Source organism: Paenibacillus sp. AGC31 (genome assembly GCF_057334655.1).
This window is the reverse complement of the sequence record NZ_JBHFJH010000027.1, coordinates 313,388-337,685: the sequence shown is the minus strand read 5'-3', so window position 1 is coordinate 337,685 and position 24,298 is coordinate 313,388. Positions and strand designations below refer to the sequence as shown.

General features: G+C 44.8%; 27 protein-coding genes. 6 read left to right on the top strand and 21 right to left on the bottom strand.

Annotation, left to right across the window (positions count from 1 at the left end; genetic code table 11):
- Nucleotides 1-40: 40 nt before the first annotated feature.
- A complete protein-coding gene (locus tag ACE04G_RS13630; protein WP_445253544.1) occupies nucleotides 41-1,423 on the bottom strand; it encodes an ABC transporter substrate-binding protein in 1,383 nt (460 codons plus the stop codon).
- A gap of 526 nt (nucleotides 1,424-1,949) precedes the next feature.
- On the opposite strand from ACE04G_RS13630, the gene ACE04G_RS13625 reads away from it, so the two are divergent.
- A complete protein-coding gene (locus ACE04G_RS13625; protein WP_221823514.1) occupies nucleotides 1,950-2,987 on the top strand; it encodes a LacI family DNA-binding transcriptional regulator in 1,038 nt (345 codons plus the stop codon).
- A gap of 160 nt (nucleotides 2,988-3,147) precedes the next feature.
- Here the strand turns inward: ACE04G_RS13625 and ACE04G_RS13620 are convergent, their stop codons facing one another.
- Together ACE04G_RS13620 and ACE04G_RS13615 are read right to left on the bottom strand one after the other, a co-directional pair.
- The gene (locus ACE04G_RS13620) at nucleotides 3,148-4,326 is read right to left on the bottom strand and encodes a DUF4272 domain-containing protein (protein WP_449004159.1); all 1,179 of its coding nucleotides are present in this window, start codon (nucleotides 4,324-4,326) and stop codon (nucleotides 3,148-3,150) included.
- Between the two features lie 250 nt (nucleotides 4,327-4,576).
- Nucleotides 4,577-5,797: an RtcB family protein gene (locus ACE04G_RS13615; protein WP_339183361.1), complete on the bottom strand. Its 1,221-nt coding sequence runs from the start codon at nucleotides 5,795-5,797 to the stop codon at nucleotides 4,577-4,579.
- Nucleotides 5,798-6,095: 298 nt separating this feature from the next.
- Between ACE04G_RS13615 and ACE04G_RS13610 the strand changes: the two genes are divergently transcribed.
- Genes ACE04G_RS13610 through ACE04G_RS13600 form a run of 3 tightly spaced genes read left to right on the top strand, consistent with a single transcriptional unit; the run spans nucleotide 6,096 to nucleotide 8,347 of the window.
- Nucleotides 6,096-6,602 carry a DUF6773 family protein gene (locus ACE04G_RS13610; RefSeq protein ID WP_221822770.1) on the top strand — a complete coding sequence of 169 codons (507 nt, stop codon included), beginning with the start codon at nucleotides 6,096-6,098 and terminating at the stop codon, nucleotides 6,600-6,602.
- 23 nt (nucleotides 6,603-6,625) lie between these two features.
- Nucleotides 6,626-6,829 carry a helix-turn-helix transcriptional regulator gene (locus ACE04G_RS13605; protein ID WP_175399435.1) on the top strand — a complete coding sequence of 68 codons (204 nt, stop codon included), beginning with the start codon at nucleotides 6,626-6,628 and terminating at the stop codon, nucleotides 6,827-6,829.
- Between the two features lie 60 nt (nucleotides 6,830-6,889).
- Nucleotides 6,890-8,347 carry an erythromycin esterase family protein gene (locus ACE04G_RS13600; protein ID WP_260632881.1) on the top strand — a complete coding sequence of 486 codons (1,458 nt, stop codon included), beginning with the start codon at nucleotides 6,890-6,892 and terminating at the stop codon, nucleotides 8,345-8,347.
- Nucleotides 8,348-8,492: 145 nt separating this feature from the next.
- On the opposite strand, the gene ACE04G_RS13595 is transcribed toward ACE04G_RS13600, so the two are convergent.
- The 18 genes from ACE04G_RS13595 to ACE04G_RS13510 form a co-directional block, all read right to left on the bottom strand.
- Nucleotides 8,493-8,933 carry a GNAT family N-acetyltransferase gene (locus ACE04G_RS13595; RefSeq protein ID WP_449004160.1) on the bottom strand — a complete coding sequence of 147 codons (441 nt, stop codon included), beginning with the start codon at nucleotides 8,931-8,933 and terminating at the stop codon, nucleotides 8,493-8,495.
- A gap of 36 nt (nucleotides 8,934-8,969) precedes the next feature.
- Nucleotides 8,970-9,395 carry a GNAT family N-acetyltransferase gene (locus tag ACE04G_RS13590; protein ID WP_221822766.1) on the bottom strand — a complete coding sequence of 142 codons (426 nt, stop codon included), beginning with the start codon at nucleotides 9,393-9,395 and terminating at the stop codon, nucleotides 8,970-8,972.
- Nucleotides 9,396-9,552: 157 nt separating this feature from the next.
- Nucleotides 9,553-10,134, bottom strand: a complete 582-nt coding sequence (locus ACE04G_RS13585; protein WP_486094500.1) for a hypothetical protein — start codon at nucleotides 10,132-10,134, stop codon at nucleotides 9,553-9,555.
- A gap of 64 nt (nucleotides 10,135-10,198) precedes the next feature.
- Nucleotides 10,199-10,738, bottom strand: a complete 540-nt coding sequence (pgsA, locus tag ACE04G_RS13580) for a CDP-diacylglycerol--glycerol-3-phosphate 3-phosphatidyltransferase (RefSeq protein ID WP_449004162.1) — start codon at nucleotides 10,736-10,738, stop codon at nucleotides 10,199-10,201.
- Nucleotides 10,738-11,283, bottom strand: coding sequence for a ClbS/DfsB family four-helix bundle protein (locus ACE04G_RS13575; RefSeq protein ID WP_449004281.1), 546 nt, complete (start codon nucleotides 11,281-11,283; stop codon nucleotides 10,738-10,740). Before ACE04G_RS13575 ends, pgsA begins: the two co-directional genes overlap by 1 nt.
- A gap of 197 nt (nucleotides 11,284-11,480) precedes the next feature.
- Nucleotides 11,481-13,406 (bottom strand): FtsX-like permease family protein, encoded by a 1,926-nt coding sequence (locus ACE04G_RS13570; protein ID WP_449004163.1) that lies wholly within the window; start codon nucleotides 13,404-13,406, stop codon nucleotides 11,481-11,483.
- Complete coding sequence (locus ACE04G_RS13565) at nucleotides 13,403-14,158, bottom strand: ABC transporter ATP-binding protein (RefSeq protein ID WP_339183347.1); 756 nt, start codon at nucleotides 14,156-14,158, stop codon at nucleotides 13,403-13,405. The genes ACE04G_RS13570 and ACE04G_RS13565 overlap by 4 nt, the downstream gene beginning before the upstream one ends.
- A gap of 117 nt (nucleotides 14,159-14,275) precedes the next feature.
- Entirely contained in the window at nucleotides 14,276-15,280 is a 1,005-nt protein-coding gene (locus tag ACE04G_RS13560; protein WP_221822760.1) for a sensor histidine kinase, read from the bottom strand.
- Entirely contained in the window at nucleotides 15,277-15,966 is a 690-nt protein-coding gene (locus tag ACE04G_RS13555; RefSeq protein ID WP_221822759.1) for a response regulator transcription factor, read from the bottom strand. The genes ACE04G_RS13560 and ACE04G_RS13555 overlap by 4 nt, the downstream gene beginning before the upstream one ends.
- A 191-nt stretch (nucleotides 15,967-16,157) precedes the next feature.
- Nucleotides 16,158-16,922 carry an SDR family NAD(P)-dependent oxidoreductase gene (locus tag ACE04G_RS13550; protein ID WP_449004164.1) on the bottom strand — a complete coding sequence of 255 codons (765 nt, stop codon included), beginning with the start codon at nucleotides 16,920-16,922 and terminating at the stop codon, nucleotides 16,158-16,160.
- 50 nt (nucleotides 16,923-16,972) lie between these two features.
- The gene (locus ACE04G_RS13545; RefSeq protein ID WP_449004165.1) at nucleotides 16,973-17,719 is read right to left on the bottom strand and encodes a class I SAM-dependent methyltransferase; all 747 of its coding nucleotides are present in this window, start codon (nucleotides 17,717-17,719) and stop codon (nucleotides 16,973-16,975) included.
- Between the two features lie 192 nt (nucleotides 17,720-17,911).
- Nucleotides 17,912-18,295 carry a VOC family protein gene (locus ACE04G_RS13540; protein ID WP_339183342.1) on the bottom strand — a complete coding sequence of 128 codons (384 nt, stop codon included), beginning with the start codon at nucleotides 18,293-18,295 and terminating at the stop codon, nucleotides 17,912-17,914.
- Between the two features lie 130 nt (nucleotides 18,296-18,425).
- A complete protein-coding gene (locus ACE04G_RS13535) occupies nucleotides 18,426-18,941 on the bottom strand; it encodes a GNAT family N-acetyltransferase (RefSeq protein ID WP_339307540.1) in 516 nt (171 codons plus the stop codon).
- Nucleotides 18,942-18,975: 34 nt separating this feature from the next.
- A complete protein-coding gene (locus tag ACE04G_RS13530; protein ID WP_339183339.1) occupies nucleotides 18,976-19,500 on the bottom strand; it encodes a YfiT family bacillithiol transferase in 525 nt (174 codons plus the stop codon).
- A gap of 48 nt (nucleotides 19,501-19,548) precedes the next feature.
- A complete protein-coding gene (locus tag ACE04G_RS13525) occupies nucleotides 19,549-20,088 on the bottom strand; it encodes a GNAT family N-acetyltransferase (RefSeq protein ID WP_449004282.1) in 540 nt (179 codons plus the stop codon).
- An 8-nt stretch (nucleotides 20,089-20,096) separates the two neighbouring features.
- Nucleotides 20,097-20,636, bottom strand: coding sequence for a hypothetical protein (locus tag ACE04G_RS13520; protein ID WP_449004166.1), 540 nt, complete (start codon nucleotides 20,634-20,636; stop codon nucleotides 20,097-20,099).
- A gap of 21 nt (nucleotides 20,637-20,657) precedes the next feature.
- Complete coding sequence (locus ACE04G_RS13515; RefSeq protein ID WP_449004167.1) at nucleotides 20,658-21,098, bottom strand: cupin domain-containing protein; 441 nt, start codon at nucleotides 21,096-21,098, stop codon at nucleotides 20,658-20,660.
- Nucleotides 21,099-21,104: 6 nt separating this feature from the next.
- Nucleotides 21,105-21,782: a class I SAM-dependent methyltransferase gene (locus tag ACE04G_RS13510; RefSeq protein ID WP_449004168.1), complete on the bottom strand. Its 678-nt coding sequence runs from the start codon at nucleotides 21,780-21,782 to the stop codon at nucleotides 21,105-21,107.
- 181 nt (nucleotides 21,783-21,963) lie between these two features.
- Between ACE04G_RS13510 and ACE04G_RS13505 the strand changes: the two genes are divergently transcribed.
- The gene (locus ACE04G_RS13505; protein WP_339307531.1) at nucleotides 21,964-22,737 is read left to right on the top strand and encodes a sporulation protein; all 774 of its coding nucleotides are present in this window, start codon (nucleotides 21,964-21,966) and stop codon (nucleotides 22,735-22,737) included.
- Nucleotides 22,738-22,880: 143 nt separating this feature from the next.
- On the top strand, nucleotides 22,881-24,245 hold the full coding sequence (locus tag ACE04G_RS13500) for a hydroxysqualene dehydroxylase (protein WP_339307528.1): 1,365 nt from the start codon (nucleotides 22,881-22,883) through the stop codon (nucleotides 24,243-24,245).
- Nucleotides 24,246-24,298 lie beyond the last annotated feature (53 nt).

The following is a 24,298-nucleotide window of genomic DNA, read 5'->3' as shown; positions in this document are numbered from 1 at the left end:
ACGAGCCCCTGCCTGAATCGTTTGCTGGTGATAAGTGTTTTTATTGTTTGCCGAGTTTATCAATGGCAGCTTGTGCCTGTGCTTTGTATTTCTCCGCTGTTGCTGTCACGGAAGCGTTGTTTTTGATGATATCGTTCACGTAATCTCCAAATGGGTAACCCGTGTAAGCATCATCCAGTAAAATGCGGCCCGTTCCAGCGATGTGCTCGCGAATGATCGCAATATCCTTCTCATCGGTATAACGACTCTCCAGATAATCTTGACCTGGATACTCTTCAATCTGCGGGATGTCGAAGGTCTCTTCATAGATTTGGTAGACGATCTTCGGATCCTCCACACCTTTTGGAATGAACTTCGCCGATGCCGCGTTGTTTGCATACGTTACCTCTTTGCTACCCTGTGGCCCATTCGGAATCGGTACAACGCCGACAGCAAAGGTGAGATCGCCCAACTGCCATTCAGCAGCAGTGAACAGAGCTACGTCTCCATCCTTGAACGTATTGCTTTCCTCCCAGTTGGTTTTGTCGCCGGTTTTGACCTTCACGACATTCTCCACGTTATACAGGCGTTTGACGAATTCAGCAGCTTCAATCGTTTTCGGATCGGATAATCCCTCTTTGCTATTGGTATCATCCACGATGGTTCCACCGTTGGCTGCAGTAAAATGACGAACGACATCAAGGGCCCACCCAGAAAAACCGTATACATCTGTTTTGCCGTCATTATCCGTATCTTTGGTTGCCTGTTTGGCGAGTTCCAAGAATTTATCCCAATTCCATTCACCTTGGTTATACAGGTCCTGCGGATCAGGTAATGACAGTTTTTTGAACAAGTCACGATTATAGTGAAGTCCCAGACCGATGCTGGTTGGAGATTCGAAGGCGTACTCGTTGCCCGCAATGGCAGGGAATTTAGCAATCAGGTTTGCCTCTTGATTGATGTTGTTCTCAGGTGTAGTGAATTCGGAGATGGGCAACAATTGCCCTTTGAGGATGGCAGGTAGTGCGGATTTGTATTCCATCTGAACGATGTCAGCGAATGGTTCGCCGGCTAGTGCAGACGTTGTGAATTTGTTCATGTATTCTTCGAAAGGTACGTTGACAAACTCCAGTTTCACGTTGTATTTCTTCTCTACCTCTGCAATTTTATCGAGTCTGGCCTTATCCGAGGCCGTCTCTCCCGCCGGTTTCAGATCCCACCAGGCCGCAACCTTGATGACACGTCCACCCAGATCAGGCACATTCGCCACAACTTCTTCAGCTACGTCTTCTTTCTCTGTTTCAGCGACTTCGGTGCTGTTGCCTGAATTCGTTGTTCCCTCTGCATCAGTCCCCGTCTGCGTTGTCCCCCCACCACTGCAAGCGGATACAAAAAGAATCACAACCAATAACATCAGAGGTAGAACATTCCATCTTCTCATCATGATTTTAACAACCTCCCCGAATGTGTATACCAATCATGGTTCACCCTAAATCATTAACCCCACTCATCAACCAATCGAAAATAAACGACCACCACCATTTGTTATTTTCTTGTTTGTTTTTGACAAACAAAATTTAACACAGCGAAATGTAAGCGTCAACATTTTTGTTGTTAACATTTTCTAATTATTCTGATAAAATGCTGATAAAGCTATATTTTAGCTGTATTATAGCTTATTCACCAGGTCATTCCCTAAGTACACACTTGTTATAATCAGCACTACATTTCAATCATTTGTTATTTTATTTAAATAACAAAATAATAATTCTTAAGACAATATTCGTCATACTATCTGAAAATATGCTTACCTTCACGTTGGATGGCTATCGTAAAATGCTGCGAATCACTAACATTTTGAATTCTCTATCCGTTATTAGATTAAGAGAAATACATCATGCTATACTAGAATCAGTTGGATATCGCTCCAAATAGGAATACGGCAGAACTACGAGTGTAAGGATGGTATGATGAAAACGAAGGTAACAATTCAGGAAATTGCACATTTTACGGGTTTGTCGAAATTCGCGGTGTCACGAGCTTTGTCTGGAAAATCGGGAGTTAGCGATCAGACGAGGGATGTTATTCTCAAGGCCGCCGGCAAACTTGGATATTTCAAAGATAACAGCATCTTGTCTGGTGAACTGTCTCACAGCAGTGAATCACATGACCCGAAGAACACACGTTCAAGCGGTACCATCTTGATTTTGTTTCCCAATGTTCGTTATCAAAATCAAGAGTCCGTATACTGGGGACCTGTCTTTAACGGAATCTCGTCCAAGCTGAACCAGAAAGGTATAAATATCCTGACCTTGACGGAACCTTCAGCAGATCAGTTGTTCACGCTGTTGAATCCGGATGCTATTCGGGGAATTATTACCGTTGGTTCTATCTCGACGCCGATTCTACTTGAAATCAAGCGGCTGGGCATTCCGGTTGTGATGGTAGATCATCTGGACCCTGTTTTCCACAGTGACAGTATATTTACCGATAACTTTGCTTCCATGCGCGAGATCATGCTCTATTTGCTCCGCAAGGGGTTCAAAACCTTCCAGTTCGTCGGCAATATCAGTGATGCTCATAGCTTCTATGAACGCTGGATTGCTTATACTTCTGTGCTCATGGGCCATGGAATGGAGATACACCAGATTCCCGAGCTAAGTAATCAGGCATTGGATGAGTTCCGCCAGACGTTCACTTCAGTGATCCATGAGGATAACCTGCCTGAAGTGTTTGTATGTGCGAATGATTTCTATGGGCTATACACCATAGAAGCTCTTGAAAGTATGGGCATTCGTGTACCCGATCAGTGTGTTGTGACTGGATTTGATAATCTATACGACAATATTCCCTTACTGGCCACAGTCAATGTGAACAAGGAATTGCTGGGGTCACGTGCAGTGGATCAGATGTTATGGCGCATTGCGAACCCAGAGAGCAGCGTAGAGAAAAAGCTGATTCTTGCTGACGTTATTATTCGTGAACAGTTCAGCCGGCATAGCGGCTAATAAGGTAGGATACATGGTGGTACATATGTGAGTGCACATACTGAAAATCATATATGGAATAACACTTATGCCACACAGAACAGCAAGCCAAATACCCCTTTAACCGTGTAATCATACGGCTTTTGGGTTATTTGGCTTGATTATTTTATGTTGGGCCGTTCTACGTATCCGTGCGCACATCATCCCAGTCCTGATCCAGGTAACAGATCAGCCAGTTCAATGCACGGTGACGTTCATAGGCCACCCCACCATTCAAACCAGCGGGAGGCGTTCTGTCATTTACCCGACTATCCACACACACCCAGTTGTAACGGTAGATCAGATCTGCTTCATCCAGAATCTCGCTCTTACTGCGTAGAGATGCATCGGAGAGAAACTCGGTAAAACTATCCTTCTGCTGCAAATAACCGACATCCTTCCCTACGTTACACAACTCCGTTGGTGCACCCAGTTCCTTCACATAACCAAGCGCCCACAACATCACGTGGAACGCTTCATATCCCCAAGAGAAGGAGATGATTTCCTGCTGCTCTGCTCCTTGCTGGTCGATAAACCTCTTCTCAACGGGTGAGAAAAAGGATTCCGCCTCATACTTGTCAATCACTTCCTGAACCAACGCTGCGGTATCTTCCGCACTTTCGCCTGCTCCCAGACACTCACCTTTAAGAGCGGCAAGACATAGGGCAACCGCACGGCGCGCGACTTCCTCTTTACTCCGAATCGTGGTGTGTTCGTCTCCGGCTCTTGCGGGCAAGTTCGCATTATACGGAATGCCTTGTTCAGTCAACAATTGCTCTGAACGTGCTTTACGTTGAATGCCAGACTCCGACTGCGGTCTGTTACCGTCAAGGAAACTGGTGTGCGCTGTCACCGTGTAATCCTCCACCTCAGAATCTCCATTTACATCCAGCAATAGCTGGCCTTGTGCATTGAGCAGAGATCCACCTCCCCAGAAGATAACAGCATCCAGAGAGTCCGCCAATCGCAATAACTCGCCGAAGAATTCTTCCGATATGTCCTCTTCCGTCTCAATACCAACCACCATATTCAATGTGGAACATTTGATCAGTACCTTTTCCTGGAGCGAAGCATTGCGCCCTTCAATCTGACTCAAAAAACCAAGCATCCCTTGAATCATTGTCGTAAATTCCTCTGGATGTGTCTGGCTGGTCATGATATTAAAGCCTTTGGTTTTCTTACTGAACCATTTCTTCTGCGTCACTTGAATATGGGTCTTGTCTTCCCGGCGTTCAATCGTACCCTCAGGATAAATGGATAGAATCACTTCAAACAGCTGATCCAGGTCAAATTGAGAGCTATATATCGCACAATTTCTCATGAAGTTCACCCTCTCTATATATAGTACAACTAATGAATATTTACACTGGCACTCCGATGGCAGAATAACTTTCCGATCGCTGTTATCCCCAGATTTTTTTATTCCTTTTTTTTGGAAAAGGGGAAATCCGATGATAGCGTATGCTTCCGATGTAGCTTTCTTTTAGAAAGCTTTTAGGCGAACGCTCCGCTTCTTCAAGTTATTTCTGCCCTCTCCGTTATCGTGTAAATGTTCAGTTGAACATATATGACTAATCCTTATACGGATCGAATTCATTACCTCCGGCCATGGCGACACCAACGGGACGCAGCACATGGTTGATTTTCAGCGTATTGGCATGTGCGTTCAGTACGTCTTGCAGTTTTTTGTACACAAACGGACTTTCGTCTGTGCCCGCTCCCCGGAGCTCAACGCCATAGGCACGAATTGCTTCATGCATCTGTGCTTCACTAATCTCACCGCCCATGCGTGTGCGCAGCTTGTAGTTCATTTTGCCAGCCGCCTGCGTTCGGCTCATCGTACGCCCTGCTCCGTGCACAGTGCTGCGGAATGATTCGGTATTCTCTTCGCTGTGGATCCCCTCCACAATTACCGAGATATCTCCCATGCTTCCACCGACAAAACCGAGCTGCCCGGGTGCCAGCGGCGTTGCGCCTTTGCGGACCACGACTACCTCTTCACCCATGTGCTGTTCTTTCCAGGCAAAGTTGTGATGGTTATGAACGGCATATTCAGCACTTGCCCCGAGAATTCCAAGCACCTGTTCAATGACATAGTCTCGTCCTGCATAGGCATACCGGCCCGCCAAAGTCATTGCGTCCCAATACATATCACCCATTTCGCTATTTAGGTCAAACAATGTAGGCGGCTGATCCATCGATTCACCAGGAGCTTTGCCACTGAACTCGCGTCCTGCAGCGAGGTTAAGGAATCCACTCGCCACTTTGTGACCGAACCCGCGACTGCCAAAATGATTCGCGATCCATACCTTTCCCGTTGTCTCTTCTACAAAAATATCCACAAAATGATTGCCACTGCCTACAGTTCCAAGCTGGTTGCGTGCGAGTGTCTTCAGCTTATGTTGTAATCCCGGTTCAATGGTATCAAACAGCTTCCAGCTCGCGTCGTCGAACAGCTCATGATCCACGGGTGTTGGATTATTGCGGCCCACACCGAAAGATATGGTCGAATTGATGTCATCCATAATCTTTACAATCTGATCCCGAATATCGTCCCACATCAGATTTGTGCGCACAGCCTTGTTACCACAGGCAATATCGTATCCGACACCTGACGGACTGATCATATTCCGGTAAGCGACCACACCACCGATGGGTTGCGAGTAGCCTTTGTGATGGTCGGCCATGAGAGCCACACCCAGTACATCCCCATATTGCGAGCAAGTCACCGCCTGACTTACGGCGTTCTCCAGCGGCTCCCCCCAGACTTTAATGTTATCCACGATTCTCATACTCTATATAAACCTCCTGTCTTATCAAACACTTTGTATATATTACCAAAATTTATGCCGTATGGGCAGTCAATCAATTCCTGCCGGATGATACACAATGCCACTTCGATTGCAGTGTCCTCTACCAGTCGCTGTACGTTATTGTGTAACTTTAGATTTGTTTTATTTTCACAGATTGTATTTTATACCAAACAAAATGACATATATATATTGCAAAAAGACTCGAATAATATTATCATGAAGCTCATAAGAAATATTTACCACATTATTTTCAATCTCTATGAAGGAGAGGTCAATCATGAAATGGTTTAAAACAAATGGCAATCAGGATGAGCGTATCGTCAATCTGAAAAACAAGGTGTATAAGGAAGCTTACACTTTAATCATGTGGATCTGCGGCATCTCCATCCTGATCAAAAGCTTTCTCAGTTGGGAGACTTACTCCATGCTGACGGAAGTGATCGTACTTCTCGCAGGAAGTATCTATTTCGGAATTCGTTCCGTCATGCTGGGCATTTATTCGGATGAAGTTGAGGTCCATGACCAGACGAGCAAAATTTCATATAGCCTGCGCAACATAATTACGGGTCTTGTTATCGGTTTTTCTATGGCCTTGTTCCTGGGCATCCGAAGTTCTGTTTTGTTTGCCGAAACGGCGAATGAGAAGTGGTGGTTTTTCTTCTTCGTTTTTATTATTTCACTGCTGCTTTATATTCCGCTCTTTGCAGGATTCAATGTCATCGTTCATCACTTCGCAAACAAGGCGAGTCAAAAAGCCGCTCGAAAAGATCAGTGGGATTCATAGAAAGGATACAAGGGTGAATGAGCATGAAAAACATACGATTGAAAGTCGCCCGGGTCGAAAAGGATCTATCGCAGGACGATCTGGCACGGATCGTTGGTGTATCGAGGCAAACCATTGGTCTCATTGAACTGGGAAAGTATAATCCGTCCCTCAGCTTATGTATTGCCATATGCAAGGCACTCTCAAGAACACTGAATGACCTGTTCTGGGACGAAGAGCAGACATAAGCCGGATGGTTCCATTACGAAATCATTTATTATCACGCATATGATGAAGGAGGCATTATTTTGAACTATTTCAGGAAAAGAAAAACGGGTGCTGTACTTGCTCTGACTACCGCCATACTGGCCAATTCACTCTATCCAGCCGGACATGCAGGTGCTGCAGCATCAGCTACCATGGAGACCATTCAGGGGCAGGTAACCCAGGTGCAATCCGCGAAAACGTCGGATGAGAAAATTGCAGAATGGAACGAATGGGCTAGAGATCACGCATATCGACTGGATAGCATCCAGCCTGTGAAGACAGGTCAGGAGCCCGATTCCTTCTCGGATCTGGAGATGCTGAAACCTCTACTCTATGACAAGCGAATTGTGTTTCTGGGTGAAAGCTCCCATGGGGTTGCCGAATTTAATCTGGCGAAGACCCGGCTGATCCAGTTTTTGCATCAGGAAATGGGATACAACATTCTTGCCTTTGAAAGCGGTCTTTCCAACACATCGCTTGCTAATACCATGGTAAAACAGCAACTTCCCGAACAAACGATGAAAAACTCCATCTTCGGCGTCTGGTGGTCCAAGGAAATCATGCCTTTATTCGATTATCTCAAAACGAGCGCACAGACTGAACGACCCCTGATTCTAACCGGTTTCGACATGCAACTGCAATTCCCACTGTTGGACGGTAACTGGCTGAAGGATAAAGAGCTCGCCAAGCGACTCACACAAACGGAACAAAAGATGTCCAATTTCTCTGCCGGAACGGATCTGAAAGCCTATCGCGCTGAGAAAAATGAAATTATCAAGGTATACAAAGATGTCCTTCAATCCCTGAAATCCAAATCTAACCAGGCCTATCTGCAAAAAGAATACCCGGATCAACCGAAACTTTCCATGCTGCTGGAGCGAAGCCTCAGTGATCGAATTCGTGTAGCAAGGGAATATGTCGATCTTTCGATCCGTGCAACGGCTGAAATGGATGAAGGAAAATATGAGTCGTTTTTTGATTCCATGGAGTGGCGTGATCAGGCGATGCATGACAATCTCATGTGGCTCGCTACCGAAGTGTATCCCAACGAAAAATTTATTGTATGGGGACATAACGATCACATAAGAAAGGCGCATAGCGAAGTCATGGGCTCGCCCTATCCCATAACCATGATGGGAGAAAAACTTTCGGAAGAAATGAAAAAATCAAGTTATGTTTTGGGATTGTATGCATCCAGCGGTCAAACGGCCGATAATTCCGGCGGACTTCATGCCGTTGAGCCGGCAAAACCCGGTTCCATTGAAGGCATCATGTCAGCAACGAATACACCCTACAGTTTTCTGGACCTGCGGTATCAGAACAGGGAAACAGGCAACTCATGGATGTTCGAACCACGATTTGCATACAGCTGGGGCATGATCCCTGAGAGTTTTGTCCCACGCGATCAGTATGACGGCATTTTAATGATTGATGATGTTCATCCACCGCAATATATTCGATCATCCTCATCCGGCTCCAAAGAACAAAGCAAGGAATAAATACAAAAAGAGAGCTGCCAGCTCTCTTTTTTTTGTTTTCCAACTCACGTGTCTCTATTTACCTTGGTCGACTGCACCATAACTCCACGTCGATGTGTTAGCTAATAACAATCGCTGTTTTCGGTCACGAAAACAGGAAGAATAGTCAATTAAGATGCTTCCGGTAACCCTGAACCTTCTCATCCTTGAAACCTAACTTCTCATAAAATATATGTGCTTCCTTACGCTGATCACCAGACACCAGAATCATGTAACCACAACCCATATCTTTGGCAATCCGCTCAATCTGGAGCATTAACCTCTGCCCAATGCCCTGCCTGCGTACCTGATCCGATACAATCACATTCTCCACAACCATGAACGGTTTGCATGGACCCACCAGATCCATACACTCAATCCCCATAACGGACCCGACCAGCCTGTCATTGTAAAATGCTCCAAGCACATGATAATGACCATTCTGTTGTATGTAATGAAACATCTTTTTCATCTGTTGCTCATTGGTAGGCGTTCCCATCAACTCATTGTATAGCTGGCTTAGTGCCGGTAAATCTTCAAGTTTGATTCCTTTAATGATAATCATCATAACCCTCCTGATTTTTCCTATTTCGCATGCTTTGTCTTAAGTAAGGTCCTTTTTAAAATAATAATGACTGTGTCCAGTCGGTGCATTCTCGATCGTTGTGATCAATTGGTAGCCATGTTTCTTGTAAAATTCCGGTGCTTGATAGGAGAAAGTGTTCAACATGACAAAATCACAAGATTTCTCTCGTGCAATTCGCTCAACTTCAAGCAACAACTGTGAACCATATCCCCGATGCCGTTGTTCAGAATCCACCCAAAGAATATCAACCTCCAGCCAGTTCCAGCAAAGTGTACTAAGCACACCTGCAACAATCTCGCCAGTCTCATTTTTGATATTGAAATTCAATTCTTCGTACCGATGCCTTAATTCCTCGCTCACATGTGCAGCATTATATGCGACTAATTGCTGGCGAACATACTCTGAATCCTTTGAAGTACTTGGATTGATATTGATTTGGGACATCCTCTTCTCCCCCTATCATCATTACTCACAGCCTCACTCATTTCTTGCATATTTTAACATAAAGTTATCCTTTACAAAAATAAAATAACGCACCTTCCATAGCGGAAGGCACGTTGATGTAACTTGCATTTGTTCACATATGCTGTTTTAAAATACGCTACTCTATTTCTCTCAGATCAACGTACACGTGACCTACACCAACTTTGCCCAGAAGGTCCGTAACCTTCAACTCTATCCGAATTGGCTCACTACTCGTCCCCAGTGCAGTAATGTATAGTTTCTGTCCATCTATTCTGACATCTGCCAATTGTGGATCAGGGGAGTCAGCCAGTAGGATGAGGGTCGACCTAGCGTCATCTTCATCCTCAAACATAAAGGACAGGTCGATCTCAATCTCATCTCCATGAACATAAGCGATATTACCCGCAGGTGCCTCCACCAGCACAGGGGCAGCATCATCAAAATTATACATGTACACACGTTGCAGCAACGTGTGATGCATTGTGAAGTCAGGCTCTTCTCTCAGGGGGATGGAATTGTTACTCACATCCAAGTATTGCAGATCAGATAGTCCGGCAATTCCAGCTGGCAGATGAACAAGCTCATTACTGTTCAGATCTAGTTTTTGCAGGGAGTTCAGCCCTGTCACATCGGAAATGCCCGCATTTCTTGCATACAATCCTCCATTAGTCTGAATGAGAGCTGCCGCCAATTCATCTTTGGTCAGCGGATCATCCACATCATTTTGCAACCAATTGCGTTGTGAAGCCGTAGTTCATGGGTCTTCCTATAATCCTATTTTCCTACCTTCCTGTCTGTAGCAACTTATAGTTTACTAGAATATAATTCAATCCCGATAACAGCGTAACTCCTGTTGCCAGCCATAATAAAATCGCATCAACCCGCACCTCAGTTAGCAAACTAAACGGAACATGGTTCAACAAAATCGCAATGATGGCTGCCACCTGAAGCACCATTTTGATTTTTCCATACCGATCGGCTGCGAGAGCAATGCCCTGCTCTGTTGCTACCATTCGTAACGCTGTAATGACAATTTCACGTCCTATAATGATTACAGCGATCCATGAACTGATCATATTCTCCTGAACCATCATGACCAGCGCTACCGCAATCAACAGTTTATCCGCCAGTGGATCGAGCAGCTTTCCCAAATTCGTGATCTGATTATATTTTCTCGCCACATATCCATCCAATTTATCCGTACCTGCTGCTACTGCAAATATAATTAGTGCAATCATCACGTTTTGCTGATTGAGAAAACAGATCATAAACAATGGAATCAACGCGATTCTAGCCAACGTGATTTTATTTGCCAGATTCATTAGATATCTCCACTCCTCACATCCATGTTGGCTAACTGACCTTTTTTCCATTTTCGAATTCGGGTCCGAAAAGATTTAAAAGGGGCTACAGAATTAATCTGGATCCACTTCACCATAGCCCACCCAGGCTTGGTACCCGTCCACTGTCTCATCCCTTGTACAAATAACTCCTCTTCGCTAAGGGAGTTAATCCAGTTCTGCCATTGTTGTTCTGTCTCCCGAAACAAAGAGCGCAGCTCCTCCAGCGTATAACCTGAATACTTTTCGTAAAATGATTCATTTAACGGCCCCAATTGGTTCCATTTATACCCTGGTGCAGGCATATGACATTCATGTCCCAACTGTTCCTTTCGCTCCCAATCCATCACCAGGTTCATCCATCCCAGCTGGTAGGCGATCATCTGGGCAGGGGTTTTATCCACACCTTCAACCCACTTATCTTTGTCGCTGTTATGGATGTCATTGAATTCTCCCTCAAATAATACATAGGTGCGTCGAATCGTCTCACTTAATTCTTTCTTCGAGGCATATAGAATTCCAAGCACGCTGCTCCACTCCCCTCGTTCCACCGTTTTACATGAATCAGAAGCATGGACTCTATCATCATTTCGACTCAATTCCATAATCATCCTTTTTTTAGTTCGCTCTATTCATTTCTGTAAGACAAAGGGCAGTCTGTAAACAATACAGCTGCCCTTTACTCAACCTATTTTGCTATATCAGCATACTCCTGAACCCAATTCTACAAGGCTTCCTTAATCACCCGCTTATAGTACCACACAGACAACAGGCCAAAAATCGAATATAACAATGTATAAACTATCATGACAATGACCGTTGGTGTCGCCAGCTCCGTACCAAAGAAAAACCAACCTGATTTCACGGCAAAGTAACTATGACTCAATCCCACCAAAAGCGGAATACCGAAGTTAAACAACTGCTTGATCTGAATTCCCCTCAACAGATTGCCTTGCGTAAATCCAAGTTTACGAAGAATGGTATAATTACCCTTCTCCTCTTCGCTCTCGTTCATTTGTTTAAAGTACAGGATACATCCCGATGTAATCAAGAACGTCAAACCAAGGAAACCAACAATGAACATAATCAAGCCCATATTATTACGTTGGTTATTTCTGAACTCAATCTGGGAGAAGCTCGGTGCTTCCAACTGCAGCTCCTTATATACGGCATATGCCTCTTCAGCCTGCCCCTCTTTCAGAATACGTACACCATAGTAGTCAGCCCACTCGGATTTTTGCAGCTCGGGATCGAGATCCTGTCTCAGCTGTTGGTATACCGTTTCATCTACTACCGCTACAGGCGTGCCCCTAGTATAATACGCAGGAAGAACTCCCTGTTTGGTGGTTCCGATCAGTTGTTGGTCCAACGTTCGCTTCAACCCATGCAAGACGATTGGACCTGTCTCCTGAATGTAAATCAACTGCTTAATAGCATTTCCATATCCCATGAAGATCACTTCACCTGGTTGCAGATCTATGTTATCTACCATGTTGTCACTCAACACACTGCTGAACAGGTACTGTTCCGTCATGGACTCATCCATCACTTCATGAGCATCAATTTCAATATAAATAGGCTGTCTATGATTCTCCTCATATGGAATCTGTTTATGTTCCAACTCCGTTACAAAGCGATTTTTCACCTCAACCTGAGCAAATGAAAAATCCTCCGGCAAGCTTTCCTTCGCCTGAGCCTCTGCCGAATAATACGAAATGTAACTGAGTGACAGCATACCAATAGCAAGCGCCGACACGGTTGTAATAATCGTGAGTAACAATGCATTAGATTTCATGCGGAACATGATTGAAGATAAAGACAACACCTCATGAATAGTAAGGTATCCGTTTTTACTTTTGCGAATCAGATTAAAAATAAAACTTACCGAACCCTTATAGAACAGGTATGTCCCCAGTATGACCGAGAAGAGAATCAGGATCATCGTATACATCAACTGCTGCATGTCCATTGCCTCACCGCTGAACAGCCGTGCAGACATGAAGTATCCATACACAATCAGGGCAATGCCCAAGACGCCAATAATCATCTGTCCGACAGACATCCTCTGCACCTGCTGCTCCGAAGTGGCAGACACCCGAAAGAGTGAGAGAATGCTCTGTCTCTTGATAAAAGTGTAGTTCATCAGCATGATGAGCAGATACATTATCGTAAAGACAATCACCGTTTGCATCAGTGCCATCGGAGAGAAATACAGTTTCGTAATCGCATCCACACCGAGAATTTTGAACAATATCATCAATACCAGCTTGGACGCAAGAAACCCAATTAACACACCGATAGCCATGGAGCCAAAATAGAGGATACTGTTCTCCGCACTCAAAATACCAAAAATTCTGCCTTTCGTCAGTCCAATCAATTGGAATAATCCAATTTCTTTGCTGCGCCGCTTGATAAAGATCGTATTGGCATAGAGCAAAAAAATGCCGACAATGACGATTAACAGTACTGAAGATGCACCTATGGCCGCCGCACCTTTTGTTGAAGCAGCCACCTCATCCATGGAAGGATCATACTGTAACGTCACAAAGGAAAAATATAAGGCCACACTGAACACAAGCGCAAATACATAGAGATAATAATTCTTTAGATTTTTCCTGAGATTGCGGAAGATGATATAATTCAAGCTCATTGCTGTACACCACCCAATACGCCCTGGGTTTTGATAATATCGTTGAAGAACGATTGCCGGGACTCGTCTCCTTTATTCAACTGGGTGTAGATCTGACCGTCTCGAATAAAGATCACTCTGCTGCAATAACTTGCGGCAACCGGATCATGGGTAACCATAATAATAGTCGCTTTTCGTGCGCTGTTCATATCACTTAACTTGCCGAGCAGATCCGAAGCGGACTTGGAATCCAGCGCTCCTGTCGGCTCATCCGCAAAAATGATACTCGGCTCGTGGACAAATGCTCGTGCTGCCGAAGTCCGCTGCTTCTGACCCCCTGAAATCTCAGATGGATACTTGTCTTTCAGTTCATATATCCCCAGTTCACGGGCGATCTGTTCAAACTTCCGGTGTGCCTCCTGCTTTGGAATGTTCGTGATGGAGAGCGGCAATAATATATTTTCCTTCACCGTTAGCGTATCCAGCAGATTGTATTCCTGAAAAATAAAGCCCAGATGATGTTTGCGGAACTCAGCCAGCTGTTTCTCCTTCATTCCGGTAAATTCCTTGCCCTCAATATCAATCGTGCCCTGGCTCACCCGATCAATGGAGGAAAGTACATTAAGCAGCGTCGTTTTACCCGAACCCGAAGGCCCCATAATACCAACAAACTCTCCCTTGCTCACTCCAAGATCAATGCCCTTCAGCACTTCCTGTTTATTCAGTTTATTACCATAGACTTTATGAATTTTTTTGGCTTCCAGTATCCACATATCCCACTCACTCCTCTTAAATCTTCTGCAAAAATGCTCATGTCTATATCATAATCGGGATGTGCAGTGTTATCGTGTGATTCACCGAACAAAACCAAAAAGCATGTGACATTGTTGTCACACGCCTGCAAGATGCACCATGTCGTTTTTTCGCGGAAAAGTAAGTGTGACGGTTGTGCCCTCGCCAAGAGAAGATTCTACATGAATGTTCATATGAAGCGTCTGGACCACTTGACGAACCAAATATAGTCCCATCCCGGTTGCCGCCCCATCCATTCTGCCTCGGGTAGACGTAAATCCTTTATCAAATATACGCTGCAGATCTTGTGTCTCAATCCCTCGCCCGTGATCCTGAATGATCAGTACAATATGTCCATCCTGTTCCCGCGTTTCGATGAGGATATCCGATGAATCACTATACTTCACCGCATTGCTCAGCAACTGCCGGAGGATGAAGCCTAACCATTTGCTGTCTGTGAGCACGCGCGATACCATCAAAGACATATCAAAGCCAACACCCTTGGAAATGCACCACGATTTCAACGCTCGTATCTCGCTATTCAATACCGGTTCAAGTTCCGTTTCTTCGATGAACAAGTCATTGTGCATAAATGGAATACGCTTCTGATGAAGTTGCTGATCCAGTAACTGATGGATTCGTAACCATTCATATGTCATTTGGCTCTGTAACTTGTCATCTGGCAAGCGCTCGATCATCAGTTGCAACGCTGTCAGTGGGGTCTTCACCTCATGAATCCAGGATAACATCTCGTCCTTCTCCTGTTCTAGAGCGATAAAATGGTGTGACGTCTCCTTACGATACCGCTGTGTCTGGGAACTGACCGCCTCATGTACAATCTGCTCATATGGACTTTCGGCGATATCGAGTTCTCTCAGATCATAGGTATGATCCCAGAGGCTCAATTTTCTATAGAAACGGGTCTCTTTCAGGTATCTCGCCCAGATAAAAACAAGACATACCACCACATTCAGTCCTACGATATACATCACAGATTGGAATGGAATGGACGAGTCCAGGTAGGCCACCAATAAAATAATAAGTTGCATGCTTATCAGTAGCCATAACCAACTAGCCCTTTCTCGTATGTACTTTCCGATCATGCTTCTGCCTCTTCCGTTGCCATGTATCCCTGACCTACTTTGGTTTCAATGTACTGCTCCAAGCCGATGGGTTCTAGTTTCTTCCGTAACCGATTAACGTTAACCGTCAGCGTATTGTCACTCACGAAATGCTCATGATCCCACAAGCTCCGGATGAGGTCCTCACGGGAAACAATCTGATTTTTGTGCTCGACCAGCACTTTAAGAATGAACATCTCATTTTTGGTTAACAGAACAGATTCATCCCCGCAGGTTAGTGTATTTTTCACATATTCAATAGCAGCACCGCGCCAGGTTCGGAGTTCAGTATGCTCTGTGTTATAGTTATACACCCTCCGCAAAGTCGCTTGGATCTTGGCAATCAATACATCGAAGTGAAAAGGCTTCTGGATAAAATCATCTGCACCCAAATGCATGGACATGACCATATCCGCAGGATGATCCCGTGAGGACAAAAAGATAATCGGCACATTGGAGTGCGAACGAATGATCCGGCACCAATGGAACCCGTCATATTGGGGTAACTGAATATCAATAATGACCAGTTGCGGCTGAATTACGCTGTACTCCTGCAATACCTTTCCAAAATCCTGCACACCATACACGTCATACGACCATTGGGACAAACGTTCCTTGATTTCAGTGAATAACGATTCGTCGTCTTCAATGAGCATAATTTTAAACAAGAGATTCACCACGTTTCTGATCTTCTAAGGTTGAATAAGGTAATCAGACTCCATTGTTGCAGGATCACCCTTACCGTTACGAATCGTACTTCCGATCGCTGTTACCAGTGTACAGGGAAATTGGGCTTATATCAAAAAGGTATCCTTACTTATTACTTCACAAGAAAACAGGCAAAACGAAGTATACGATATTAACTCTCGGTGGAGTGTATAACATGGCTTGCATCACTGTGTTCATCGATCCGCTCGATCAACTGCTTCGCTACATCTTGTGGCGATCTTAATTGTCCTGTTTCATATACTTGATTGAACATACCCGCAAGGGCGAACTCCTCTGCACTTTTGCCTCGTGCAACAGCCTGCAATTCCGTATCGACCATCCCCGGATCAAAAGCAATAATCTCAACAGGGTTCTGTTGCCCCGTTTGCTCCAGAGATACGCATTGGGTGAACATGTTCACGCCTGCCTTGGATGTACAGTACACTGCCATTGAAGGCGCGGGATAACTTCCCGAACCCGATGAAAGATTAACAATTTTACGTCTGGCGGACAGGTGATTTGTTTGTTGAATAAAAGATGAACTCAATATCATTGGCGCTGCGAGGCTGATGTTAAGACTCTGACTTATCTCTGCCGCACTGCACTGATCGATAGGTCTTAGTGGCTCCAGCATCGCTGCATTATTAATGAGTCCAATGAATTCAGCTTCCTGAGACGGAATTTGGTCCAATATGCGTGTAATCAAATCATCGATACCATTCAGTTCGGCAAGATCGTACTGAACATGGCGGTAACGTCCGCTCCATTCCTCGCTTGATTCCAACAGATCCGAACCCCCGCGTGAAATACCGTAAACGTAATCCCCCTTAGCCAATAATAACTCTGCAAGTTGTAAACCGATCCCTTTGGATGTGCCTGTAATGATAAAGTGTCTTCTTCCTGTTTCTGTTCCCATTTCGATACTCCCCCTCCTCTATCTTCAATCGATCATATCCCCATATAAGCTTATGAATCTTTCTTTCTCCACAACGTGGCCCAGAGAAAAGGTACACCAAAACATAGTTCATGCTGCTCCATCGTCTTCATCGCACGGAACTCCACACATTCAAAGCCATCTTCCAGCATGTAGCGAAGCTTCTCCTCCGTGAATGCAAGACCACCTCGCATCGACTTCTCTTGATACACCTGCCAATCATTCATAACGACCTCAGGCCCACCAATATCGCCATAACCAGGAGCAAAACAAGTCATTCCAAAGTATCCTCCAGGCCGGAGTGCATTGTGGATCATCTCTATGTAGGGAATGCGCTGATGTGGCAACAGATGGTGCAGACAACCCGAGTCGTAGACAAGATCATATTCTTGCTCTGGGGACAATTCGAATACAGATCGACATTCAAAATGCACGTCCAATTGCTCTTCTACCGCCCTCTCCTTAGCCCAGGCAATAGCTGTCTCCGAAAGGTCATAAGCATCTACCTGATATCCTTGGCGTGTTAAATACAACGCATTTCTGCCCGGGCCACACCCCAGTTCCAGTGCCTTGCCACCGCTTAGGACACCTGCGTTCACATGTGCTACCAGATTCTCATCCGGTTTGTTTGGGAAAAAGGGGATGGGTCTGTTCCGATCCTCATAGAAAGGTTCCCAAAACTGCTTGGCAGATCTGAAGTCCGCATCGAGCATATCATATAGATCCTGTACACTTTTAATCGTCTTTTCCACAACCACATTCCTCCTTAATCGCTCCATCCAAACCTTCACTTCCGACTATTCATTCCTCGTCATTTTCAATAAATCAGCCACACTCTATTATAACATTTTTACCCAGTAATTCTCTATTTTCCTTGCATGTTTCTACTCCAAAACATAAGCTTTTTCCCAACAAAAAACGACCGACATGAATGTCGATCGCTTACAGGCATAGCGGTTTTGAGTTGTAATTTACTTCGCCCGTTCCAAAACTGCAAAGTAATTTCCTTCATTATCAGCAAAGTTGAAAACTCGCCCGGTTGGCATCTCTACAATCTCTCCGACCGTTACATGTTTACTAGCCAAGTCGGCATATAACTGATCCAGATTATCGGTGAAGAACATTAACGAAGGTGTGCCCAGATTTACACCCGCCGACATCCGTTCAACGAACTCTTTGTCATGGAGAATAATACTCGTCTGCGAGTCTGGGGTAGGCGCAATCTCAATCCATCTCATGCCCTCGTCAAGGTTTACTTCATCCACAATGTGGAATCCTGCAACTTCCGTCCAAAAAGCCAGTGATTCATCTTGATTGTTGACATACAACATAACCTGGCCGACTTTGCTAAACATGGATCAATCACTCCTCTGCTCATCTAATCTCTCAACATCCTGCTTATCATTCTTCAAATTCCAATAGAGTATAACATGCAGGACCGCTTTTTTATCATCTTTCTTTGCAAGTACTAACTACACATTAGACTTATTGCGTGGCTTTTAGCTTCTTCGTAAGATAAAGTACAACATCGTCGTCCATAATCGTTTCTTCACCCGGCTGAATGTAATGATCATGTTTGTGTACACCGTGACCGTCTGGTATGTATCCGCGATGGGCATATAGAACTTGCGCTTTGCCATAATCGGAAAACACACCTACACCAATGCCTGCTACATCCGTTCGTTCCAGAATAACTTCCTCTGCTCGGTCCATCAACCGTGAACCAATACCTTGGCGCTGGAACTTCATCAACACATTAAAATCGTTAATTTCGGGAATACCTTGTTCCCTGAAAGACGGGTAGCTGGAATACCACAATACATTCACGTATCCGGCAAATTCTCCATTCAACTCGGCTACCAAGGTTACGCGTTCCCCATTCTGTTGTTCAGCCAAGTAATGAGTATACTGCTCAGCGAATCTCCCCCAACCCTGCTCCTGAAACGCCTTTGATATGATTACAGGATCGCTCTCATTTAATAGTCTGATATGTACACTCATTGATAATTTCTCCTCAACAAGATATTTTTTCTAGCTATATTCCCAGCCGATCCCGAAGCGATGTGATGTGAGCAACATGATGTTTGCCATGCCAAGCATACATGCCCAGATTGTAATCCAGTCTTGTCGTTTCTTTCGATGAGGGATGATAAAATTGTTTGGCATAATCTGCATCTGTCAACGCGTTTAACAGAAACACCCAACGACGATGGAGGGCATCCAGAATCTGAAGCGAGAATTCAACATCTAGGTCTCTTGAATCACTCAGTTCAGCCCAGCGCTCTTCATAATAAGGTCGAATCGTAGGTGTATCCTCTGTCAGTGCCAACTTGAAACGTATCATACTGTTCATATGGCTATCTGCCATGTGGTGAATGACCTGTTTGAGCATCCATCCACCTTCTCGATACGGCAGACTTAATTGCTCTTCACTTAGTCCCTTTACCGCTTCTCGTGCGCGTTCAGGCAACTCAGCAATGTCCCGAATCCACTGTTCTCTCTGCGTGGGCGTAACTTCGCCCGTGTGTACAAATGGTCCTAATGGAAATCTTTCATCCATCCATCATTCCTCCTTGTTTGTATGATTCAAAATAACTTTAAACAGGATCTACAGGGTATATTCCATAAGCCAACAATCTCGCATCTGTCCTTCATGCTGCTCATGTTTCTCCAACAGCTTAATCTTTTGGAAACCACATTTCTCGTAACAGGATATCGCTCGCAAGTTCCAGGATTGAGGGTCCATAACCACTTTACGGGCTTGTTTTTCATTAATCAGATAAGCCAGCATGGACTGCATCAACCGTGTACCAATGCCTTTATTCCAGTAGTCTGCCTGACAAATAAACTGATCCGTTCCATAGATGATCTCATCCGTGTCTCCATAACCATACTCCGTTCGTTCTTCTTCCTCAAGCTCATAGAACTGAATGTATCCAATCGGATGTCCTCCATATTCAACGATACAACGAGTAGCATCATCTTTCTGATTGTAGTAATGCTCTCTCACCTGTTCCAGGTCATGAGGCCGATCACGCCCTTCATAGTATTGAAGAACTTTCGGGTCTGACAGCCATTTCACCAGATGGTGTTCATCTTCTGTTTCCAAGAAACGTACGGTGATTTCATTCAATTCATATACATTCATCATTCGAATTACTCCTTATTGATCTCCAGATTCTCACCCGTAACCCAACTCAGATCCTTCCCTAACAAATGCTCGTTGTGAACATAATACACCATGGGATTCTCAAGCGGTTGAGTCGTTCCATCCGAAGATCTGAGCGTTAACCGCAACTTGTAGCTCCCTATCTCATCAGGTATCGCAAATCCTATCAGATTATCAGCTGATTTCATGGTTTTCCCCTGCGCCTTCAGATACTTTTCCAGAATGACTTGATCAAGATAGGAGCTGCCTACAGACGAAGGCAGGTACCACGCATCATCTTGTTCTTCAGTGAATGTGACCCCTTCCCATCCAGGGACAACAGGATACACCATATGTCGATCCTTGTCTTCTCTTTTTCGCGTTATCTCTAACTCTACCTCAACTGCGTCCGTATCAATCTGCCTGATTGTACCTGCCATCACAACATCCTGTGCACTCACACTTGGAATAACATAGCTGTATATGAGCAGAGTCACCAAGAGGATTATCGTTATTCCCGTAGTCCAAAATATTGTGCTTTTACGCATCTGTCTGATCCTCCCGTCTGGTTAATCATACTTCTGGAGTAGCTCCTTCTCTGTTAAAGATTGAGTTAACCTATCCAACTCAGGGGATGCCGTCCAATCACTGGAGGTATTCAATCCATGCTTGATGGTATGTATCGCGCTATGTGCAGACATGTATATATTATGGTGGATTCCAGGTTGGACAATGATGTGCTCTCCTGCACGCATCACTCGAATCGAAAATATCTGATCGTCTCCATAACTGGCATACGCAATCCATCCGGTTTGCACCACATAAAACTCCGTTAAGTTGATATGTACATGACTGTTTTGCCATGCTCCGTGGGGAGAGGCAACAGTTCTACAATAATAACTGCCATCTTCTGCTATCATTTTATATTTTTGTTCCCCGTTCGCCATCTGTTCGAAGCTGGTTTTGACACCCGTTTCACCATATTTCTGTTCTGAAAATTTTGTGTTCAATCCGCTTCACCTCCTTATGGCCTGCCAAATATACTTGCATTCTCTTACAGCAATCCTACCATCAACCTGGTTCTCCTTCAGCTTGACTTCCAGCTGTTCCCGGTACTCAGGCTGTGTATAATCCGAGTTTCCGGGGATATCGGAGAGAAAGATGGCAAACTCTTTTTCATCTGAGAAAATCATAAATGCCTCGTTATATTCCTCAATCTTGATCTCCTTAAATGCATTTCTTTCCAAACGCTCACGTACCTTTGTTATATCCGTATGAATACCAATCATAACTCCATCCTTTTGCAGCAATCTCCCATGCTCAATAATGGAAGTTGGACCTCTGCGATCATAGATCAGACCAAATTGCTTATCTTCAAATGGCATCTTTTCTTTTGTGCTGACACAGAAAAATTCTACATTTGTTATCGTGCTTGAATGAAGACTGTTCCGGGCTATCTTTATCATCTCTTCCGAATTATCAAATCCCATAATGTGATCGGTATATTCCGACATTTTCAACGTAAACTCCCCATGTCCACAGCCTGCATCGAGCACGGATGTATACTGAGGCAAAAGCTTAATCAACCTCTCTTCAAAAATATCTTCAGCAGAGTTACCTTCAAGCGTATATAAAGCTCTACCCTTGTATCCTCCATTACGTCGTGCAATCATATCGTACCATTCCATGCTCATAGAGTTCCTCCTGACAAAAAATCCCTTTATTTAAACATTCGACATAGGTACGTCGATTCTCCTGTTTGGATATATGATATATCTTTGCTAAAATATGAAACGCTTCTCTTCCAGCTTCCGTATTAAGGTCGAAGCCGTATGTATCCCATATAATAAACCATCTGATCTGGAGGTTGAGCGCATGTCATTTTTCAAGAAAATGTTAGCCAGTGTAGGTGTTGGAGCAGCCAGAGTAAATACAGAATTGCATACACCTGAGGTCACGCCTGGAGGAATCATCTCGGGGGTTGTGTACATTGAAGGTGGAGATGTGGAACAGAACGTAGATCGAATCTATCTTTCAATCAAAACCCATTACATACGGGAGCACGATGATCGTAAAGTAAAAGAAACAGCCGTTATAGCCAAATATCTGCTCACCGAAGGTTTTACATTACAGCCTGGAGCCAAATTGGAGAAAGACTTCTCATTTGACTTACCAGAAAACCTGCCTATTACGCTACATCGTGCAGAGGTGTGGGTAGAAACGGGCCTTGATATTTCAAGCGCTGTAGACCCCTCAGACCGGGACAGATTGCATGTTGTTCCTAGCAAAGACATGAACACCGTGCTCGATGCAATGGATATCCTCGGCTTCAAACTCCGTGAAGTGACAAACGATTATGCACCGAAACTGGGCGGCAATCTGCCATTTGTTCAGGAATTCGAATATGTGCCAACCAACAAATTCCGTGGGCATCTGGATGAGCTGGAAGTCATGTTCTATCCGATGGGCGATTCCCTGGAGCTGCTATTACAGATCGACCGCCGCGCTCGCGGACTCAGTGGAATGTTCTCGGAAGCGATGGGCACAGATGAGAGTTTCGTCCGCCTGCATCTGTATGAAAGACACCTGGCACGGGGTGCGCATTCTGTTGCTCAAGGACTGGAAGAAATCATTTCCAAACATATCTGATTGTCATCTGTACCAACAGCACTTTGGCACATCCGTGTCGAAGTGCTGTTTTTTTTGTACTACGATAACTCGATCTCAATTATGTATAGAAGCTTTTGTACAGGAGTTAATGGGTATATTAGATATAAAAGGAGGGAATATGATTGTCTACACAACCCAACAATTCTCAGATGAACGAAGATCGAATCATTGTCATCGGTGCAGGGCTCGCTGGTTTGAGTTGTGCCTTTGAACTTGTAGAACAGGGAAAGTCTGTACTGGTCCTCGAAGCTGCCCCCTATGTAGGCGGACGCACAGGGAACTGGAATGAGCGGGGAATGGAGGTGGAGTCCGGGTTCCATAAATTCATTGGATATTACAAAGCACTGCCAGATCTGCTTGAACGTGCTGGCATTGACCTTGATGATATGTTGGTATGGGAAACAACGATGGAAGTCCGTCACCCAAATGTCGATGAGCATGGTGAATTTGGACTTGACGTTATTCATGCTCCCCTCAAAACACTATCAGGTGTGCTGGGAAACAATAATTTCATCACGCCAGCCGACAAGGCTTCACTTATTCCTTTTTTAGCTGCTGGCTTCAAGGAGTGTGTATCCAGCCCTGAGGAACTCGATTCAATATCGGTGCTTGATTTTGCGAATCAGCATGGGGTAAGCGAACAGGCTCTGCAACGAATCGTTGAACCGTTATCTTCAGGCATTTTTTTCATGCCACTTGATAAATATTCTGCGTATGCCTTCTTTGGCCTGTTCCTGCCGGGTATTCCTCGGATTCATAAAATGCGAATTGGTGCCTTTACTGGCGGCATGACGGATGTCATGTGTGCGCCTCTGGCTGCTGCCATCACGCAAAAAGGAGGACAAGTACGAATCAACGCCCCAGTAATCCGAATACTCTATGATTCGGAGGGTCTGAAGGGTGTTGAACTGGAAAATGGTGAACAGCTCTCCGCTACACGTGTTGTTGTAGCTACCAATATCCGACGTTCCCAACAATTACTTGAAGAGCACTTCAGTGAACATGAATGGTTTCAGCCCTTTTTGAGTCTGGATGCCATGCCACACGTTACAGCACAGTTCGAATTAGAGCTGCCGCTCCTGCCCGAGGACCGTACAACCTTTGGGCCAGGCACCGACATCGGTTCATTTGGGGAGCAATCCCGAACAACGTTTCGCGGGCGGCCCGGCAGAGCTTCAATCATTCTGGTTAATCCCGACGAACTCATTGATCTGCCCGATGAGGAAGTATGGGAGCGTACCAAACAAGGGTTGGTCGATATCGGACTTGCCGAAGGTGTGTCTTCCGTAACGGATTACCGGATTGTTCGGGGGAATGAGAATTTTTATCGGATCTCACCAGGCAATGAGCCCAAGCGACCCGAACAAGTGACTCCAATTCAAGGGTTATACCTCGCTGGGGATTATACTAAACAGCCCATGTTCACCACAATGGAAGGTGCTGTGATATCTGGTCAGAAGGCTGCGGCCGGCATTCTTAATATATGAGGATAACGAAAAGCAGCCCTATTATCAGTGATCTGACAATAAGGGCTCTTTTT

Bases quoted from the DNA above. Each gene is read 5' to 3' on its own strand.
- ACE04G_RS13630 (WP_445253544.1), bottom strand. From the start codon at position 1,423: ATGATGAGAAGATGGAATGTTCTACCTCTGATGTTATTGGTTGTGATT.
- ACE04G_RS13625 (WP_221823514.1), top strand. From the start codon at position 1,950: ATGAAAACGAAGGTAACAATTCAGGAAATTGCACATTTTACGGGTTTG.
- ACE04G_RS13620 (WP_449004159.1), bottom strand. From the start codon at position 4,326: ATGAGAAATTGTGCGATATATAGCTCTCAATTTGACCTGGATCAGCTG.
- ACE04G_RS13615 (WP_339183361.1), bottom strand. From the start codon at position 5,797: ATGAGAATCGTGGATAACATTAAAGTCTGGGGGGAGCCGCTGGAGAAC.
- ACE04G_RS13610 (WP_221822770.1), top strand. From the start codon at position 6,096: ATGAAATGGTTTAAAACAAATGGCAATCAGGATGAGCGTATCGTCAAT.
- ACE04G_RS13605 (WP_175399435.1), top strand. From the start codon at position 6,626: ATGAAAAACATACGATTGAAAGTCGCCCGGGTCGAAAAGGATCTATCG.
- ACE04G_RS13595 (WP_449004160.1), bottom strand. From the start codon at position 8,933: ATGATGATTATCATTAAAGGAATCAAACTTGAAGATTTACCGGCACTA.
- ACE04G_RS13590 (WP_221822766.1), bottom strand. From the start codon at position 9,395: ATGTCCCAAATCAATATCAATCCAAGTACTTCAAAGGATTCAGAGTAT.
- pgsA (WP_449004162.1), bottom strand. From the start codon at position 10,738: ATGAATCTGGCAAATAAAATCACGTTGGCTAGAATCGCGTTGATTCCA.
- ACE04G_RS13570 (WP_449004163.1), bottom strand. From the start codon at position 13,406: ATGAGCTTGAATTATATCATCTTCCGCAATCTCAGGAAAAATCTAAAG.
- ACE04G_RS13565 (WP_339183347.1), bottom strand. From the start codon at position 14,158: ATGTGGATACTGGAAGCCAAAAAAATTCATAAAGTCTATGGTAATAAA.
- ACE04G_RS13560 (WP_221822760.1), bottom strand. From the start codon at position 15,280: ATGATCGGAAAGTACATACGAGAAAGGGCTAGTTGGTTATGGCTACTG.
- ACE04G_RS13550 (WP_449004164.1), bottom strand. From the start codon at position 16,922: ATGGGAACAGAAACAGGAAGAAGACACTTTATCATTACAGGCACATCC.
- ACE04G_RS13545 (WP_449004165.1), bottom strand. From the start codon at position 17,719: ATGGAGCGATTAAGGAGGAATGTGGTTGTGGAAAAGACGATTAAAAGT.
- ACE04G_RS13540 (WP_339183342.1), bottom strand. From the start codon at position 18,295: ATGTTTAGCAAAGTCGGCCAGGTTATGTTGTATGTCAACAATCAAGAT.
- ACE04G_RS13535 (WP_339307540.1), bottom strand. From the start codon at position 18,941: ATGAGTGTACATATCAGACTATTAAATGAGAGCGATCCTGTAATCATA.
- ACE04G_RS13530 (WP_339183339.1), bottom strand. From the start codon at position 19,500: ATGGATGAAAGATTTCCATTAGGACCATTTGTACACACGGGCGAAGTT.
- ACE04G_RS13525 (WP_449004282.1), bottom strand. From the start codon at position 20,088: ATGAATGTATATGAATTGAATGAAATCACCGTACGTTTCTTGGAAACA.
- ACE04G_RS13520 (WP_449004166.1), bottom strand. From the start codon at position 20,636: ATGCGTAAAAGCACAATATTTTGGACTACGGGAATAACGATAATCCTC.
- ACE04G_RS13510 (WP_449004168.1), bottom strand. From the start codon at position 21,782: ATGAGCATGGAATGGTACGATATGATTGCACGACGTAATGGAGGATAC.
- ACE04G_RS13505 (WP_339307531.1), top strand. From the start codon at position 21,964: ATGTCATTTTTCAAGAAAATGTTAGCCAGTGTAGGTGTTGGAGCAGCC.